The following is an 18,024-nucleotide window of genomic DNA, read 5'->3' as shown; positions in this document are numbered from 1 at the left end:
AGTACGGGGCTATTTCTCCAGTTTTTTTTATTTAGAAAGACCGGCAGCGATACGCTTACAGAATGTCTCGTGACGATGGTTCACATACCAGTAAAGGATACCCATGCCGATGATTTCCCACAGGAAATTGCCTACGGGGAAATCCAGAAGGCAGAACAGGAACAACCATGACTCACGGAAATTGAAGGTGAGCAGACCGTTCCACTTCATCAGGGGCAATGAGTGGCGACGCACCTCGTCACGCACCTCCTGGGGGATATTGTCCGTACTGCCATATTTCTCACGGAGTGCAGCCATCAGCTTTTGGAACTCAGGCGTCACGTCCTCCTGTTTCTTGGTATATTCTATATACGACTTCTGGAACCAGCGCTCATAGAATGGTGTCTCCTTGGGCATCTGCTCGTAGATTTCCTTCTGGCGTTCAGAGTTATCCAACTCGGCACCCTTCTCACCTTTCTGGAAGAACAGGTGCACCTGGATGTAATAGTCGGCCAGACGCTGCTGTCCCTGCAGTCCCCAGAGACCAGAGATGGCAGCCAGCACAAAGACCACACCCGTAGCAATGAGTGTGTTCTGCTCGTTGTTCTCGATACCCAGCCACTGGAACTCCAGATCATGATGCATATAGAAACGATACACCAATGCAAAATAGATGGGGAAGAACCAGGCAAAACCTGCCAGTCCGTCGAGGATACGTCCCAGACGGCTCTTCTTACCCGTCATACGGGCCAGCTGACCATCAGTACAATCAAAGATATCACCCCACATCAGCAGGAAGATACCGATGAGATTATAAACCAGTCCCAGTGTGCCACCATAATAGAAGCTGCCCTGTGCAAAGAACCAGGCACTGGCGGCACCGATAATCATCGACCAGATGGTGATGGTATTGGGGTTGACGTCAAACTTAGCGAAGAATACCGCACAATAATAGCAAAAGGGACGGATGACATGCAAGTCTAGCCAGTCCTCCGTCTCAGATGATTTCAGTGTTGCCCTGAATTTTTCGTTCATAACATCTTATTTATTATTATAAACGCGTTTGATGGTGTCGCAAACGACCTGTGTCTGTTCCTTACGTCCCAGTGTGATACGCAGGCAAGACTCCAGGCCCTTGTCGGTCATGAACTTAATCTTGTAGTCCTGAGCCTTCAACTCTTCCATCAACTTATCCTTGATCTCAACAGGATACTTGATGAGGATGAAGTTGGCCACGCTCTTGTACACCTTGAAGCCAGGCAGGTCACCCAGTTCCTTCTTGTACAACTGGCGTCCCCATTCCATGTCATCAGCTACATGACGATAGTGGTCATCACTATCCAGGGCAGCCAGTGCCACGGCCTCAGAGAAGCGGTTGTAACCCAGGTACTTGTTCACATAGCTCAGGAACTGATCGTGGCCCTTGCCAATGAAACCGAAGCCACAACGCAGACCGGGCAGTCCATAGAACTTAGACAGGGTGCGTGAGATAATCAGGTTGCTGTACTTGTTGACCAGCGGAGCAATATAAGCGGTGTCCTTTGAAATGAAGCTTGCATAAGCCTCGTCAATCAGGACGATAGTGTCTGAAGGGATATTCTCCAGGATACGGGCAGTCTCCTCAGGAGTCAGACCGTTACCTGTGGGGTTGTTAGGTGATGCCAGCAACAGCATGCGGGGATGTACACGGTTGGTGTACTCGATAACCTCGTCGATATCGTAGGCGAAGGTATCCTCCTTCTCGTGCAGGGGGTACATCTCGAAGGTACCGCCACACTCCTGAGCCACCTTATTATAATACCACCAGGAGAACTCAGGAATCAGGATCTTCGTATTGGGAGTGCCGTTCACCTCCTGACTATTGATTGACAGGAAATAGTGGATAGCATTCTTCAGCATGTCCTCACCACCATAGGTCAGCAGCACCTGCTCCTCGGGTACGCCGTAAATCTCACCGACGCGCACGCTGATGACACTCTTCTTACCCTGGTCATAGATACGGGTATAGAAGCACAGATCCTTAGGATCGAAGTTCTTAATGGCCTCTACCACTTTCTGGCTGGGCTCAAAGTTAAATTCATTTCTATCAAGAAAATTCATTTTATTCGTAATTTTAAGTTATTCTTTCTTAATCATAAAGTGCTGCAGGAATCAACTGCTTAGCATTCTCAAAGTCCTCCACGGTATCCAGTTCGATAGAGAAGAGGTTGGTGGTATCCACCACGCGGAAGGTATGTCCCTGAGGAATCAGACGTTCGAAGGCACGCTCATAGAAGATATCGATAAGACCTTCACGCTCAATCATCTGCTCCAGCTCCTTGAACAGGGCAGCACTGTAATCTGCAGTCATCTTCTCAATACCAACGCTCTCACCGATGGCCTTCTCAATAGAGCATGTCTTACTGATTTCTACGATATTGTTATGCTCGTCCACCACAATTTTCATCTCTTCCTCACCAAGATCATGACGGTTCAGAGCCAAGGCACTGCCCTCTTCCTTCAACACGGTAGGAATAATCTGCGGATCAAACAGGATATCACTGTCAAGCAACAGAAAATCGCGTCCCTCGGTGAAGGGGCGTGTCATCCAAAGCGAGAAGATATTGTTATTGTTAGCATAGTCCACATTATCCAGGAAATGGATCTGCAGCTGTGGATAGTGCTGTGTCAAGAAATCACGAATCATCTGGCCACGATAGCCTGTCACAACGACCAGCTCATCAATACCAGCAGCCAGCATGCCATCAACCGTACGCTGCAAAAGCGTGCGCTGACCTACAGTCAGAAGACACTTGGGGCGTTCATCAGTCAGGGGGCGCAAGCGTTTTGCCATACCTGCTGCCAAAATCACACCTATCGGTGTCTGTTTATTATTCATCTTATCCATTGAGATTTAAAGAATTCACAAATCAAGCTGCAAAATTACGGATATTTTCCCATTTCACCAAAATATTTTGCAATGTTTCACAAGTAATGCAGGTGCTTTGTAAGAAAACAAGAAATAAATTTGTTTTTTTACAGATTTCTTTTTAACTTTGCCCCCGAACCCTAAAACAACACGACTATGAGTAAGTCTATTTACGCATATATCTTTACCTGTATCACCCTGATTATAGGACTCATATCTTTTTCCTGCGACAACAAGCAGACCATGGAGAGCAAAGCCAACAAGGCCGATAGTATTATTTTTAATGCTGGTATCGTGAAGGATTATACGCAGATGCGTGCCCTTGCCGACAGTTTTGAAATGTCGGGAGACATCACCCCTCTCAACGCTAACCGCTGGCGAGGTGCGTCCTACTATCGTGAGGGCAACAATACCATGGCAGAGATTTGCTTCAGAAAGGCATTGGAAAGTGAAATCACTTCCGAACAGGACTTGGTCAGCTATATCAAGTCGGCACGCCGTCTATCAGAGATTCTGCTTGTAAAGGGCGACTACGAGGGCTCACTCAGCATTGCAATACCTGCTGTAGAGAAGATGGATAATGCGGGAATAGGTTCTGACATCGACTATGCCATCCTGCTCAACACCATCGGCTGTTGTCAGTTGAATCTGGGGCAAGACGAGGAGGCCAAGGAGAGTTTCATCACTGCCCGCGAGCGCTACGTAAGCCGCTGGGAGTCCGACAGCACCAGCCGAGGATTCCAGGAGGCGGTAGTTGGCACGGTGTACACCAGCATGGCTTATATCAACACGCGAAAGTATAATGATGCCATCTATTGGATTGACCGCTCGGCTATGCTCCTGAATGAATACAGAAAACGCCCTGACGCACGTAAGGAGTATTTTGATGAATACCAGGGACGTATAGAAATCATGCGCGCTGTGGCACACGAAGGACTGGGCGACGAGGAGGAAGCGACCGAGGCTTACGATGCTTTTCTGAAAACCAACTACTCCAAGACTCCTGCTGGTCGCATCAATGCCACCGACTATCTGATTGTGGCCAGACGCTACGGGGAAGCAGCTTACAACTTCCGTTATCTGGAGCAGGCATTTCAACAATGGGGCATGGGGCTGTCTTTGGACAATATCCAACTGTATCTGCTGCCTAAATATAACGCCAATACGCAGGCTGGCCGCATAGACTCTGCACAGGCCATGAGTGCTTATATACTCTCCATCCTCGACTCGGCCATCACTGACCAGAAAGACAACACCGCTGCTGAGTTGGCTACAATCTATAATACCAACCTGAAAGATGCGCAGATTGTACAGCAACAGGCTGATATGCAGCGCTCACGCTGGATTAGCACCATGTTCATCTTGGCTCTGGTCGTCATCTTCTTCATTATCTACTCGCTGCATCGCCGCAGGGCGCAGATGAGACTAGCTGCTGCCAATAAAAAACTGGAGGAGACCAACACCCAACTGTCAACGCTCAACTCGCAGTTGTATTCACTCAACTCGCAACTTGTCACAGCTAATGCTCGTGCCGAAGAGTCTTCAAAGATGAAGACCAACTTCATCCACCAGATATCTCACGAAATCCGCACGCCTCTGAATATCTTGAGCGGTTTTACGCAGATCATCACTACGCCTGGCATGGAACTCGATGATGCCACACGTACGGATATCAACAATCAGATTAATGACAACACCAACCGTATCACTGGTTTGGTCAATAAGATGCTGGAACTTTCTGACACCACGTCACAAGCCGTCATCGAACGAAATGATGATGTGCCCGCTGTCCAGATTGCAGCTCAGGCTGCCGAGGACTCAGGCATTAATAATGCGACCAATATCACCTTTGATTTACAGATAGCACCTGAGGCTGAGACTGCGATGCTTCACACCAATCTGGCTCAGGCAACCCGTGCCTTGGTACTCTTGCTTGACAATGCCATGAAATTTATCAGTGAACCAAATGCACCGGCATCTGAGGGCACCGTCCGACTGATTGTATCACAAATCGACGAGCAAACCGTCTGCTTCAACGTTGAGGATACTGGTATCGGTGTCCCTGTAAAGGAAGCCGAACATATTTTTGATGAGTTCGTACAACTGGATGATTATTACGACGGCACTGGCATAGGTCTCACCGTGGCACGTTCTATCGCTCGCCGACTGGGTGGTGACATCACGCTCGACACAGCATTCACGCCTGGTGCTCGCTTTGTATTCACCCTGCCTCTGTCATAGCTCATAGTTTTCTCAGTATTTCCAAGAGGGAGACAGGGAGTTGTCCGTCGGCCTGACGGGGGGCTAGCAGCAGTTGCACGATATCCACACCGTCCAAAACAGATGTATCACGATGATGCTGTTCGTTCCATGAGTTTTCCGACTGACTCAGGGTCGTCTCTCGTGCCGTCAGCAGGTGGTTGCCGCTCTTGGGTGCCAAACTGATACAGTGATGGATATGGAGGGTACAGGGGTATGGATTGCCAAATCCGTAGTTGATATCATTATCCACGGCCAGACAGTGGGCTATCTCCATCTCACCGGCATTATTATTCTGATCAAAACCTTTTTTACGATGTCCCACGGCAAGACAGTTCATCAAGACTGTGTGATGTCGGGTATATTCGCCGGTTGCTTTATTTTCCTTTCCCTGACCACCGAGTTTAAATCCATTGGGATTACCGCCATTTGGGAAATGTTGCAGGTCTTTTCCAGCCAGACAAGGGAGTTCGCTGTCCACGCCTGTAGCTCGCGGATGATTGGTCAGGTCAAACTCGGCAGGACCATTATGATAGGTCACGCAAAACAGGTACATGGTTGGCACACCGTCCTTCGTATCACGCTGAAAAGAATCCCAACCATCGTCCGAGTTATTCCATGCTCTGCAACCAATATAAGTATTGCCTGCAAAGGCACCTCCACCCTGCTTATCCGCAAAGCCATCGGCATTACCGCCGTCTGCCTGATAATCAAAGTTATCATGCGAATCACAGTTTATCACCAGATTATGTCCGCCTTTACGCAACTGCACACCCGAGTCACAGCACCCATAGACATCGAGTCCCTCCAGACGGCAACAGGAGGCATTCTCTAACCAGACACCTTTCTTTCCAGCATATCGTATGGTAAGATCTTTTATCAGGATATGACTTCCGGACACCTTCATACCATTCATGTTAATCTGCTGTTGACGGAAGTCGAGGACTGGACGAGCCCCCTTTGCCGCACAAATAACAACCCATTTATCGGCCGTAGCATTCACGCTCACTACAACCGTATTCACGAGGTCATACTGCCCGTCAAGGAGTAAAAGTGTGTCGCCTGGTTGAAGTTTGCTGACCATAAACCGCAGTTCTCCGGGAGCATTCACTGATGTTCCTGACAGGTCCTTACCTAAGGGAGAAGCATAACGAGTAATGCCATATGTCATACTGCAGCAAACAAACAGCTGAAAGAATATAAATAGCGTTTTTACCCACATAGTCATATTGTTTTAGTGTTTTTAGTTTCAATGCAAATTTACAGAATATTTCCGAGATAACCAAATAATCGGCAAGATATTTATGGGCACACACAAACGAAAAAGACCCTGACTCATTGCTGAATCAGGGTCTTTACTTGTAAAAAATGGCAGCCTCCTACTCTCCCGCATTGCATTGCAGTACCATCGGCGCAAGCGGGCTTAACTTCTCTGTTCGGAATGGGAAGAGGTGGGACCCCGCCGCAATAGCCACCTGAATATCTTTGCTAAATTGATAATTGACAATTGATAATTGACAATTATACAACCGCGTATAAGGTTGACATATCACACTAAGACTGAAGACAAAACTTCAGCGTCAATACTGTCACAGTTGAAAGCATGCGCTTTAGCAGCGAAAGCCTTCGGGCAATTAGTAGTGCTCGGCTTTGACATCACTGTCTTTACACCTGCACCCTATCAACGTCGTAGTCTACGACGACCCTCAATGGAGCCCTCATCTTGTGGCCGGCTTCGCACTTAGATGCTTTCAGCGCTTATCCGATCCCGACGCGGATACCCGGCGGTGCACCTGGCGGTACAACCGGTAAACCGGAGGTCAGTCAAACACGGTCCTCTCGTACTAGTGTCCGATCCACTCAAGACTCCCACGCCCACGATAGATAGAGACCGAACTGTCTCACGACGTTCTGAACCCAGCTCGCGTGCCACTTTAATGGGCGAACAGCCCAACCCTTGGGACCTTCTCCAGCCCCAGGATGTGACGAGCCGACATCGAGGTGCCAAACCACCCCGTCGATATGAGCTCTTGGGGGGGATCAGCCTGTTATCCCCGGAGTACCTTTTATCCTTTGAGCGATGCAGTTTCCATACACTTGCACCGGATCACTAAGCCCCAGTTTCCTGCCTGCTCGGCATGTCTGCCTCCCAGTCAAGCGCCCTTTTGCCTTTACACTCTATAAGGCCGGTTACCAATCGGCCCGAGGGCACCTTTGGAAGCCTCCGTTACGCTTTTGGAGGCGACCACCCCAGTCAAACTACCCACCAAACAGTGTCCTTGTAAACACAAGTTAGACCTCAGGCAGCAGAAGGGCCGTATTTCAACGGCGGCTCCATGAACGCTGGCGCGCCCACTTCATAGCCTCCGGCCTATCCTACACATCCGATGACCAAGGTCAGTGCTAAGCTGTAGTAAAGGTTCACGGGGTCTTTTCGTCCCATCGCGGGTAATCGGCATCTTCACCGATACTACAATTTCACTGAGATCGTGGCCGAGACAGCGTCCGGATCATTACACCATTCGTGCAGGTCGGAACTTACCCGACAAGGAATTTCGCTACCTTAGGACCGTTATAGTTACGGCCGCCGTTTACTGGGGCTTCAATTCAATGCTTCATGTTACCACTGACATCTCCTCTTAACCTTCCAGCACCGGGCAGGTGTCAGGCTGTATACCTCATCTTTCGAGTTTGCACAGCCCTGTGTTTTTGTTAAACAGTTGCCTGGACCTATTCTCTGCGCCTCACTTAAAGTGAGGACCCTTTATCCCGAAGTTACAGGGTCAGTTTGCCTAGTTCCTTAGCCACGAATCTCTCAACGCCTTAGTATGTTCTACCCGACTACGTGTGTCCGTTTGCGGTACGGGTACCACACGGGTTAAGCTTAGCGGTTTTTCTCGGGAGTATGTTTACCTGCGCTATCAAGCTCTTCCGAAGAAGACCCTGTACTGTCACGTTCGGCTCGGAGTGTGGATTTGCCTGCACTCCTCTACACCTACACGCTTCAACGTGCTATTCCGTCAGCACGCGGCAGTGTCACTGCTCCGTCACCACGTCGCCCCGTATGGTAGTCACGGAATATTAACCGTGTCAGCCATCGCTCTCGCCGTTCGGCTTAAACTTAGGACCCGACTCACCCCGGGGTGATTGACATCGCCCGGGAAACCTTAGTCTTATGGCGGACGGGAATCTCACCCGTCTTATCGTTACTTATACCTACATTTGCTTTTCCAGAAACTCCAGTGAAGGTCATCCTTCACCTTCGGCGCCGCTGGAATGCTCCCCTACCGATACTTTTTAATGCTATCCCGCGCCTTCGGTACCTGTCTTATACCCGATTATTATCCATGCACGGCCTCTCGACTAGTGAGCTGTTACGCACTCTTTGAATGAATGGCTGCTTCCAAGCCAACATCCTAGCTGTCATCGAGGCCACACTTCGTTAGACTAACTCAGACAGGATTCCGGGACCTTAGACGGCGGTCTGGATTCTTCTCCTCTCGGGGACGGACCTTAGCACCCGCCCCCTTACTGCCGGACTGCAGACCGTGAGCATTCGGAGTTCGTCAGGTCTCGATAGGCGGTGAAGCCCTCTTGACCTATCGGTCGCTCTACCTCTCACGGTGACCATCCGACGCGGCACCTAAATGCCTTTCGGGGAGTACGAGCTATCTCCGAGTTTGATTGGCCTTTCACTCCTACACACACCTCATCCGGAAGCTTTTCAACGCTTATCGGTGCGGACCTCCATCCCGTGTTACCGGGACTTCATCCTGGACATGTGTAGATCACTCGGTTTCGCGTCTACCCCATCCGACTTGGGCGGCCTCTTCAGCCTCGCTTTCACTGCGGTTGCGCCCCAGAAGGGCTTAACCTCGCCGGACATGGTAACTCGTAGGTTCATTATGCAAAAGGCACGCCGTCACTAGTATAACTAGCTCCGACCGCTTGTAGGCGACTGGTTTCAGGTACTATTTCACTCCCCTAATAGGGGTGCTTTTCACCTTTCCCTCACGGTACTGGTTCGCTATCGGTCTCTCGGGAGTATTTAGCCTTACCGGATGGTCCCGGCAGATTCGCGCAGAATTCCTCGTGCTCCGCGTTACTCAGGATACCACTAGGCCTCATTTCACTTCGCGTACAGAACTTTCATCTTCTATGGTTGAACTTTCCAGAACATTCTGCTCATGATCAGAGTACCACAGCGTGGTCCTACAACCCCCATTATGCATTGCTACATAACAGGTTTGGGCTCTTCCCCGTTCGCTCGCCACTACTAGGGGAATCATTATTTATTTTCTCTTCCTGGGGGTACTAAGATGTTTCAGTTCCCCCCGTTTGCCTTCCTACCTTTGTAGGAATAACAGTCCTTCAGACTGCTGGGTTGTCCCATTCGGAAATCCCTGGATCAAAGATTATTTGCATCTACCCAGAGCTTATCGCAGCTTATCACGTCCTTCATCGCCTCCGAGAGCCAAGGCATCCACCAGACGCCCTAACTTGCTTTCGCCTATATACATTAAACATTTATGATTAAACATTAAAGATTAAACATTAGACATTCAATGCATAGCTCATACTTTCAGCTGTAATTTTGAGATTTTCTAATCTACTCAGTTTGACTTCTTAAAGTCTTTACTTACAGTCTTGTGTGTCAATATGTCAAAGATCTCTGTACTTGAAACATTAAACATGAAACATTAAATTTCAGAGGTCGTCCGTACTTGGTGGAGAATAACGGATTCGAACCGTTGACCCCCTGCTTGCAAAGCAGGTGCTCTAGCCAACTGAGCTAATCCCCCATGGGATAGAGAAATAGAAGTAGTCCCAGGCAGACTTGAACTGCCGACCTCCACATTATCAGTGTGGCGCTCTAACCAACTGAGCTATAGGACTGTCAGTTTGGTCAGAGGGGGTACCTCTGCCCAGCCTCATTCATTCTCTATATATAAACAGCGTGTAGTAAAGAAGCTTGGGGTTGAGAATCTCAAACCTCTTCTTAAACTGTCAATTGTCAATTTTCAATTGTCAATTACGATAGTCATCCTCTCCAGAAAGGAGGTGTTCCAGCCGCACCTTCCGGTACGGCTACCTTGTTACGACTTAGCCCCAATTACCAGTTTCGCTCTAGGCCGATCCTTGCGGTCACGGACTTCAAGCGCCCCCGGCTTTCATGGCTTGACGGGCGGTGTGTACAAGGCCCGGGAACGTATTCACCGCGCCATGGCTGATGCGCGATTACTAGCGAATCCAGCTTCATGGGGTCGGGTTGCAGACCCCAATCCGAACTGAGGATGGCTTTTAGGATTAGATGCGCCTTGCGGAACACCATCTCTCTGTACCACCCATTGTAACACGTGTGTAGCCCCGGACGTAAGGGCCGTGCTGATTTGACGTCATCCCCACCTTCCTCACACCTTACGGTGGCAGTCCAGCCAGAGTGCCCAGCTTTACCTGATGGCAACTAGTCGCAGGGGTTGCGCTCGTTATGGCACTTAAGCCGACACCTCACGGCACGAGCTGACGACAACCATGCAGCACCTCCACAGGAGCCCCGAAGGGCCTCATCATCTCTGAATCGTTCTCCTGCAGTTCAAGCCCGGGTAAGGTTCCTCGCGTATCATCGAATTAAACCACATGTTCCTCCGCTTGTGCGGGCCCCCGTCAATTCCTTTGAGTTTCACCGTTGCCGGCGTACTCCCCAGGTGGGATGCTTAACGCTTTCGCTTGGCCGCATACAGTATATCGCATACAGCGGGCATCCATCGTTTACCGTGCGGACTACCAGGGTATCTAATCCTGTTCGATACCCGCACCTTCGAGCTTTAGCGTCAGTTATAGCCTCGCCAGCTGCCTTCGCAATCGGAGTTCTTCGTGATATCTAAGCATTTCACCGCTACACCACGAATTCCGCTGACGTCGAATACACTCAAGGAAACCAGTTCGCGACGCACTTCCACGGTTGAGCCGCGGCATTTCACGTCACGCTTAATCTCCAGCCTGCGCTCCCTTTAAACCCAATAAATCCGGATAACGCCCGGACCTTCCGTATTACCGCGGCTGCTGGCACGGAATTAGCCGGTCCTTATTCTTACGGTACATACAAAACGGGACACGTCCCGCACTTTATTCCCGTACAAAAGCAGTTTACAACCCATAGGGCCGTCATCCTGCACGCTACTTGGCTGGTTCAGACTTCCGTCCATTGACCAATATTCCTCACTGCTGCCTCCCGTAGGAGTTTGGACCGTGTCTCAGTTCCAATGTGGGGGACCTTCCTCTCAGAACCCCTACTGATCGTGGGCTTGGTGGGCCGTTACCCCGCCAACAACCTAATCAGACGCATCCCCATCCCTTAGCGGTAAACCTTTGGTTCATCTTGAATGCTCGCAACGAACAACATAGAGTATTAATTCGACTTTCGCCGGGCTATCCTCTACTAAGGGGAAGGTTGGATACGCGTTACTCACCCGTGCGCCGGTCGCCGACAAAGAAAGCAAGCTTTCTTCTCGCTGCCCCTCGACTTGCATGTGTTAAGCCTGTAGCTAGCGTTCATCCTGAGCCAGGATCAAACTCTTCATTGTAAAATGTTTTATCTCTAATTGCAATCAAGCCGAAAAAAAAACCGACTTGCACAATCTTTTATATCTGTCTCAGAACGACTATCCAGTATCAAGTTAAGAATTAAACGGTTTGTTTCTTCTACCCAAGAGTAACCGAAATTACTCTCGCTTCTTGTACTACTTCTGTCTATGTAAATCTTTCAAAGAACTCTTTCCTATTGTGCTTGTCAGGAGGTGTTCCTGATTTGCGGGTGCAAAGGTACGACTTTTTTCTGAACCACCAAAACTTTTCCTATAAAAAATCACTTTTTTCATGCATTTTTTATGCGCTCTTGATTTATATCAAGATACAAAACGGCCTTCACCTTATTATATATTATATAGGGAGAACTGTTTTTGCAAAGAGCCAGCGGCGAGGGACAAGGGAATTTGCAGAAACAGGATGACGACGTGATGACCAACGATTCATTGACCATAGGACTTTGTCGTCAACTTGAAGGCGACAAAGCGGAGAAGCCCGAGAAATTCGACAACTTATTGCAAGAACAGAACTAAGACACAATCCATTGATAACAAACAGTTTACACTTGTTTGTTTATTGTCTGTTTATTCTTTGTTTATTGATTATTTAATCTTTCCAGCGTTAAAGTTTGGCAGTGAACCTAAAAATAACTACTTTTGCAACATGAATATCAACTAGAAACTTAAAACAAACATTATGAAAAAAATTATTCTTATGATGACAGTAGCGCTTATGAGTGCTATGCAAGTGAACGCCCAAGAAAAAATATCTGAAAAAGCCCTCGTTGGTGCATGGATGATGGATTCTATGATTTTTGACAACGGAAACATCATTGTTTGGGGGCTGAAAAGAGGCTACCGCCAATTCAAATATTACGGTCCCAACGGAGAATATGCAGCTGCAGGAATCTCAATAACAAAGACAAGCAGTGGAACAACCGGTCTATCGATTGAGCCTCAAGAGTATGGGGTGTACACTTTTAAAGACGGCTGGTACTCTGAGATGGGACGAGAAGCCACCAACGACGGAATGAAACTCACAGACAAGACCACCTTCAAAGGAAGATATCAGAATCATCTGGACGTATGGAAAAGAGCCCATCTCTCCAAAAAGACAGTAAAATACATTGTTGACTGCTGCAAAAAGGATACCATACCAACCAATGTTGAGCAAGATGTTTTGAAGGAAATGTTTAGCAAATAAAACTTGCGGATATACAACTATTAAGCACCAATATGAGACAGGTGCCAGTCCCCGACTGACTACGGATTGAGATATATCTTCGCTCAAATCCGTTGCTCACTCTGATAGCGTGCCAGCAAGTCTGCCTCTTGCTGGCGCGTTTTTTCCACAAACTGGCGATAGGTGTCGCTTTCCGGATGGAAAGGACGGTGGCCCAAAGCCTCCTTGATGGGTTTCCACTCTTGCAGGAACTGCTTGGCACGCGGACTGAAATAAGCCTCAACAAACCGCTGCCAGATATACTCTACCGCCTGATCAGACGGATGAAGCATGTCGGGCTGATAGAAACGATAGTCGCGCAACTCGTCGAGGACAATTTCATAGGCAGGGAAATAAGAGACAAACGGTTTTTCTTTCGTCAGTTGATGAGCTGCTAACTGCAAAGTGGCCTTCGACAACTGACTGCCGTGATAGCCATACTTAGCATAGCGAATAGGACTGACCGTCAGGACGATGCGCACATCAGGACAGCGACGGTGCAACGCTTCAGCAGCCTGCGACAAGTAATCGACACACTGGTCGATAGTGAGTTCCTCCTCCTGAAAAAGACGCTGCGGACGCTTCTGACAGTTGTCCACTATCTCGCCCGTCTCCTTAAGGCGATAAACGTGATTGGTGCCCAACGTAAAAAAAGCGATGCGAGGAGCCGCGTCACAACGCTGCACGGTGTGAAGTATCGATGCAGGATTATACATCACACCGAAAGGATTCACCGTGACAGGAAAACGCTCTTCCTCAAAACGACGCCCTATCTTATCGGCAAAACAAGAACCTACGAAAAGAATAGATTCCAAAGGTTCTATTTGAAAGCCAGGTGCATCAACCTCAACAACAGTACGAAATTCCATCTCAACTTCTACTTATTTGTAAACCATTAAGAGATAATGACATATCCACAAATCTGGCATTCGAGCTCAACCTGTTTTCTGTCAGGATTCTACGGATACGTGCTGCCGCCTCAGGACTCTTTGCTACCATATAGAGATAACCTCCACCGCCAGCACCAGGTAATTTATAGCCCAGACAGAGATCATCTATCAGATCCGTGAGCTGACGTACCTGAGCAGGGTTGGTGCCGCTATCGAGCAACTGATTCTGTTCCCATGTGCGACGGACAAGCGTGCCCATCTGAACAAAATCCTGACGCTGAATAGCATCATACATCATCATGGTGTGCTCCTTCATCTGTCGCAACAAACGTAGCTGTTCCCCATTGTTCAAGAACATACGACGAACAATCTCTGCCAAGATTTGCTTGGCAGTACGCGTGATGCCGGTATAATAAAGCAGATGACACTGCTGATACTCTGGCTGCACATAGAGATCGGTAGGCAACCAGCGCGCCAAAGGAGCCTGATCAAAGCCACTCTGAGTCTGCAGCAGTTTGACGCCACCCAGTATGCCACCAAACTGATCCTGCCAACCGCCACCCGTGGTCAGCAATTGCTCCAGCACCAGCGTACGGCGACCTATCTCGTTTTTATCCCATGCCAAACTACAGAAATCACTAACAGCACCAAGAACCGTTGCCGCGAGGATACTACTGGTACCCAGTCCGCTACCAGCAGGAATAGCCGACAACAAGGTCAGTTCGATACCGCAACCAAAAGCCTTCAACTGCGCTTTGAGCGACGGATAACGATTCACGGAGAACTGAGGCAGGAAACCAGCCAAGGCCAGTGCAGCCTTAGGAATAGAGAAAGGCGATCCCACCCTATTAAACTGTTGTAGTTGTTCGTATGTCTCCACAACCTCAGAGGCGCCCAGGTCAATACTTCTCAAGACAATACGTGGTTCTGCGCACGGTTTCACATAAGTCTGAAGAGGCGGCTGACCATTCAGTTCAATAGCCAGATTGACCACATTACCACCTTCCAGTAAGCAATACGGAGGCGTGTCGGTCCAACCACCAGCAATATCAATGCGCACAGGACTACGTCCCCAGACTATCTGATCTTGCATGACAGACATCTGCGGCTGTTGCGGTTCGGCCAAGATACGTTCAGTAAGTCCTTGACGCAACAGTCCGAAAGCCTCATCACTATGTCCACGAAACATGGCATCATGAATACGTACCATCAACGGTGCATCGTCCTCCAACGGTGCCGGCATGGCGATGTCGTAACGTTTAAACTCACTAGCAGCATCGTCCAAATCCAACTGATAGAACACGCTATGTCGCCAATTGCGAGCTATGGCAGACCAATTAGCCTTTCTGAAGTCGGCACGCTGCTCAAACAGACGAACCAGGTTGGCCTCTGCAGATATCTCCTCCGCAGAGAAGAGGGCGGAGGGATGAGGGATGATGTCTGATGGATGAGGGCTGAGATTTGCCTGCAACCACGGTTCAATCTCGTTGTAAGCAAGAACAGGGAACTGCTTGCGCTGCTGTTCGGCACCATCGAACCTATCATCTATATGATAAAGACGCACAGCAAAACGGTCATCACCAACAGGCACGATGTCCAGACACTGTCCGGGAGCAAGCGTTATCTGCCAGTCATTTCGAGGTACACCCGTGACAATATTCTCTGATGTCAGCTTCCATCTTTTTCCGATATGGCTGTTCTCTATCCATATATTCTGGTTCTCAGCCGAGAAAGAAACATCAAGCAACGCATTCTGCACAAAGATAGACGGATGCGGTTTTAGGTCATGATGCATAATCTGACGCTGGTCACTGACAAGATTCTGCAAGATAACCGTAGAAGAAATCATCTCACGAGAAGTTCCGAAATGATAGAACTCTCCACCAGCTAAAGGCACAACAGCTACAGAAAGAGACTTAATTTCTGCATCATCAATCAGCGGTTCCGTACCCAACGAGCGACCGAAATCAGAATAGAGATCATAGTATTTTATTTGAGAGTTAGCGCTAGCATCCCCCTCCATACATCTATTCATCAGCAAACGTATCGCCCTGTCACTCAGAATCCAGACACCAATATCCGTCAGGTAATAATGATCCTTCTGGAGCTGATGCAGCTCCTCGACACTGGGCTTCTGCAACATCTGTTTTAGCACCTGGGGCGTGCGGCGATCGCTCACAAACACGCCATGATTCTTGGCCACGCTGGCATCGAGCCAAAGGCCATAGACCACTACATCAGCCTGAGGCACCGGTCCCACCGGCTGACTGGTACGGATGAGTACATCACCACTGACAATCATTGTATTCAGCCCCTTCGGAGCCATATTCATCATCTGCTCATATAGCGGCAACTGAAGCGACATCAGATCTTGCGACAAACGCTGGCCACGCTCCCATCGGAATACGGGGATTGGCGTCAGAATCTTTCCCGACGGCGCATACGAAGGCAAGCGACGACTCTGTCCGCCTGCATGAAGCAGAATACGCTTTTCACTGGAAAGCCATTCATCGAATTGCGCTTTGCGAGACTGTCTGAAAGCCTCCATGAGCAACCATGCAGAACCGCCCCCACTGCCTATGCGATGACCTTCAGGGTCACAAGTGCAGAAATACTCCTCTTCGGACAATTCAGTTATCTGGTGAAATATAGTGCCCCCCTTTTCACCTTTTCTGACGAGGTTGGGAGGCAAAGAAAGCAATTTCTTCATTTCCGTTTTTAATTATTTGCCTGCAAATTTAAATAAAAAAACGCAAAGAAGCAGATAAATAAAAAAAATAATGTAATTTTGCACCATTATTAAATAACTAAAAGCTAAAAATGGAAGTAAAGATACTCACGAAAAACGGCATCAACTTTCTGATACCATTCATACTGATTACCAGTTGTTTCGCCTTATGGGGCTTTGCTAATGACATGACAGGCCCTATTGTGAAGGCCTTCTCCAAGATTTTCCGCATGAGCGTAACGGAAGGTGCACTGGTACAGGTAGCCTTCTACTTAGGCTATTTCGCCATGGCCTTTCCCGCTGCCATGTTTATTCAGCGCTACTCCTTTAAAGCCGGTGTACTGGTAGGTTTGTCGCTCTTTGCCATAGGCTCATTCATGTTTTTTCCTGCCAAAATGACAGGTATGTACTACCCGTTCCTGTTGGCCTATTTCATCCTGACATGCGGTCTTTCATTCCTGGAAACGTCGTGCAACCCCTATATCTACTGCATGGGTAGCGAGGATACTGCCACCCAACGACTGAACCTGGCACAGGCATTCAACCCCATAGGGGCACTGATGGGTATGTATATCGCCATGGAGTTCGTACAAAGCAAGATGAGTCCGATGACCACAGAACAGCGTGCCATTTTGCCAGACACACAGTTTAACATCCTGAAAGACAACGACCTAAGCGTACTTATTGGCCCATACCTCGGACTGGGAGCAGCCTGCATCTTCCTGTTGGTACTTATCCGACTGACAAAGATGCCAAAAGCCACCGACACCCGCGTAAACAAAAGCATCGTAAGAGCCTTCAAAGAACTGCTTCACATAGCCAACTATCGCGAAGGTATCATCGCCCAGTTCTTCTACGTAGGAGCCCAGGTATCATGCTGGACCTTTATCATACAATACGGTACACGCGTATTCATGGAAGAAGGCATGGACGAGAAAAGTGCAGAAATCCTGTCACAGAAATACAACATCATTGCCATGGTGTTCTTCACCGTCAGCCGATTCATATGCACCTGGTTCCTGAAATACATACCAGCAGGCAGACTATTATCCATATTAGCCATATCGGCCATCGGACTTACAATAGGTGCCATCCTATTCCCCGACCGCAACGGCATCTACTGTCTGGTTGGCATCTCCGCCTGCATGTCACTGATGTTTCCAACCATCTACGGCATTGCGCTACGCCACGTTGGCGACAACGTCAAGTTTGCCGGTGCCGGACTTATCATGGCCATCCTGGGCGGATCAGTCTTTCCACCACTCCAGGCCCTCATCATTGACTCTGGCATCACCATCATGGACATTTCCGCTACAAACCTTTCGTTTACTATCCCCTTAATCAGTTTCATTGTGATAGCCATCTATGGACACAGGGCATATATCCGCCATTACATCCTGAGTCCTGACGCAGAAGACCATGTTTAAGGAGAATACACAAAGTTAAATACAAAG

10 protein-coding genes, 2 tRNA genes and 3 rRNA genes are annotated in these 18,024 nt (G+C 48.7%); 4 read left to right on the top strand and 11 right to left on the bottom strand.

What is annotated here, in order from left to right:
* Positions 1-27 precede the first annotated feature (27 nt).
* The 3 genes from L6466_RS02760 to L6466_RS02750 are packed head-to-tail and all read right to left on the bottom strand — an operon-like array spanning position 28 to position 2,866.
* Positions 28-1,014 (bottom strand): CDP-alcohol phosphatidyltransferase family protein, encoded by a 987-nt coding sequence (locus L6466_RS02760; protein ID WP_091818404.1) that lies wholly within the window; start codon positions 1,012-1,014, stop codon positions 28-30.
* Positions 1,015-1,020: 6 nt separating this feature from the next.
* Complete coding sequence (locus L6466_RS02755) at positions 1,021-2,079, bottom strand: pyridoxal phosphate-dependent aminotransferase (protein WP_091818402.1); 1,059 nt, start codon at positions 2,077-2,079, stop codon at positions 1,021-1,023.
* Between the two features lie 28 nt (positions 2,080-2,107).
* On the bottom strand, positions 2,108-2,866 hold the full coding sequence (locus tag L6466_RS02750; protein ID WP_237793428.1) for a phosphocholine cytidylyltransferase family protein: 759 nt from the start codon (positions 2,864-2,866) through the stop codon (positions 2,108-2,110).
* A gap of 177 nt (positions 2,867-3,043) precedes the next feature.
* On the opposite strand from L6466_RS02750, the gene L6466_RS02745 reads away from it, so the two are divergent.
* Positions 3,044-5,128 carry a sensor histidine kinase gene (locus L6466_RS02745; protein WP_237802173.1) on the top strand — a complete coding sequence of 695 codons (2,085 nt, stop codon included), beginning with the start codon at positions 3,044-3,046 and terminating at the stop codon, positions 5,126-5,128.
* Between the two features lies 1 nt (position 5,129).
* On the opposite strand, the gene L6466_RS02740 is transcribed toward L6466_RS02745, so the two are convergent.
* The 6 genes from L6466_RS02740 to L6466_RS02715 all read right to left on the bottom strand — a co-directional run bounded on the left by L6466_RS02740 (position 5,130) and on the right by L6466_RS02715 (position 11,730).
* Positions 5,130-6,317: a right-handed parallel beta-helix repeat-containing protein gene (locus L6466_RS02740; RefSeq protein ID WP_237802174.1), complete on the bottom strand. Its 1,188-nt coding sequence runs from the start codon at positions 6,315-6,317 to the stop codon at positions 5,130-5,132.
* A gap of 195 nt (positions 6,318-6,512) precedes the next feature.
* Positions 6,513-6,625: ribosomal RNA gene (gene rrf, locus L6466_RS02735) — 5S ribosomal RNA — on the bottom strand.
* Between the two features lie 135 nt (positions 6,626-6,760).
* A 23S ribosomal RNA gene (locus tag L6466_RS02730) occupies positions 6,761-9,656 on the bottom strand.
* A gap of 215 nt (positions 9,657-9,871) precedes the next feature.
* A tRNA-Ala gene (locus L6466_RS02725) sits at positions 9,872-9,948 on the bottom strand.
* A gap of 20 nt (positions 9,949-9,968) precedes the next feature.
* Positions 9,969-10,042: transfer RNA gene (locus L6466_RS02720), tRNA-Ile, on the bottom strand.
* A gap of 158 nt (positions 10,043-10,200) precedes the next feature.
* Positions 10,201-11,730, bottom strand: a 16S ribosomal RNA gene (locus L6466_RS02715).
* Together the 16S, 23S and 5S rRNA genes with 2 tRNA genes alongside form the textbook arrangement of a ribosomal RNA operon.
* 408 nt (positions 11,731-12,138) lie before the next feature.
* Here L6466_RS02715 and L6466_RS14210 point away from each other — a divergent pair.
* Complete coding sequence (locus L6466_RS14210; RefSeq protein WP_255779831.1) at positions 12,139-12,264, top strand: hypothetical protein; 126 nt, start codon at positions 12,139-12,141, stop codon at positions 12,262-12,264.
* A gap of 163 nt (positions 12,265-12,427) precedes the next feature.
* Entirely contained in the window at positions 12,428-12,934 is a 507-nt protein-coding gene (locus L6466_RS02710) for a hypothetical protein (RefSeq protein ID WP_237793430.1), read from the top strand.
* A gap of 83 nt (positions 12,935-13,017) precedes the next feature.
* Here the strand turns inward: L6466_RS02710 and L6466_RS02705 are convergent, their stop codons facing one another.
* Positions 13,018-13,821, bottom strand: a complete 804-nt coding sequence (locus L6466_RS02705) for a GSCFA domain-containing protein (protein WP_237802175.1) — start codon at positions 13,819-13,821, stop codon at positions 13,018-13,020.
* A 1-nt stretch (position 13,822) separates the two neighbouring features.
* Positions 13,823-16,552, bottom strand: coding sequence for a bifunctional fucokinase/fucose-1-phosphate guanylyltransferase (locus L6466_RS02700; RefSeq protein WP_237802176.1), 2,730 nt, complete (start codon positions 16,550-16,552; stop codon positions 13,823-13,825).
* Between the two features lie 110 nt (positions 16,553-16,662).
* Here L6466_RS02700 and fucP point away from each other — a divergent pair, with 110 nt between their 5' ends.
* Positions 16,663-17,997 carry an L-fucose:H+ symporter permease gene (gene fucP / locus L6466_RS02695; RefSeq protein WP_237793433.1) on the top strand — a complete coding sequence of 445 codons (1,335 nt, stop codon included), beginning with the start codon at positions 16,663-16,665 and terminating at the stop codon, positions 17,995-17,997.
* The last annotated feature ends 27 nt before the right edge of the window (positions 17,998-18,024 follow it).

Origin of the sequence: Prevotella communis (genome assembly GCF_022024175.1) — a bacterium.
Lineage (GTDB): Bacteria > Bacteroidota > Bacteroidia > Bacteroidales > Bacteroidaceae > Prevotella > Prevotella communis.
The sequence above is the reverse complement of the archived record's forward strand: the minus strand, read 5'-3'. Positions and strand labels throughout refer to the sequence as shown.

What these genes read in the sequence shown, in the direction of transcription:
- L6466_RS02750 (WP_237793428.1), bottom strand. Translation starts at nt 2,866, where the DNA reads ATGGATAAGATGAATAATAAACAGACACCGATAGGTGTGATTTTGGCA.
- L6466_RS02710 (WP_237793430.1), top strand. Translation starts at nt 12,428, where the DNA reads ATGAAAAAAATTATTCTTATGATGACAGTAGCGCTTATGAGTGCTATG.
- L6466_RS02745 (WP_237802173.1), top strand. Translation starts at nt 3,044, where the DNA reads ATGAGTAAGTCTATTTACGCATATATCTTTACCTGTATCACCCTGATT.
- L6466_RS02740 (WP_237802174.1), bottom strand. Translation starts at nt 6,317, where the DNA reads ATGACATATGGCATTACTCGTTATGCTTCTCCCTTAGGTAAGGACCTG.
- L6466_RS02705 (WP_237802175.1), bottom strand. Translation starts at nt 13,821, where the DNA reads ATGGAATTTCGTACTGTTGTTGAGGTTGATGCACCTGGCTTTCAAATA.
- L6466_RS02755 (WP_091818402.1), bottom strand. Translation starts at nt 2,079, where the DNA reads ATGAATTTTCTTGATAGAAATGAATTTAACTTTGAGCCCAGCCAGAAA.
- fucP (WP_237793433.1), top strand. Translation starts at nt 16,663, where the DNA reads ATGGAAGTAAAGATACTCACGAAAAACGGCATCAACTTTCTGATACCA.
- L6466_RS02760 (WP_091818404.1), bottom strand. Translation starts at nt 1,014, where the DNA reads ATGAACGAAAAATTCAGGGCAACACTGAAATCATCTGAGACGGAGGAC.
- L6466_RS02700 (WP_237802176.1), bottom strand. Translation starts at nt 16,552, where the DNA reads ATGAAGAAATTGCTTTCTTTGCCTCCCAACCTCGTCAGAAAAGGTGAA.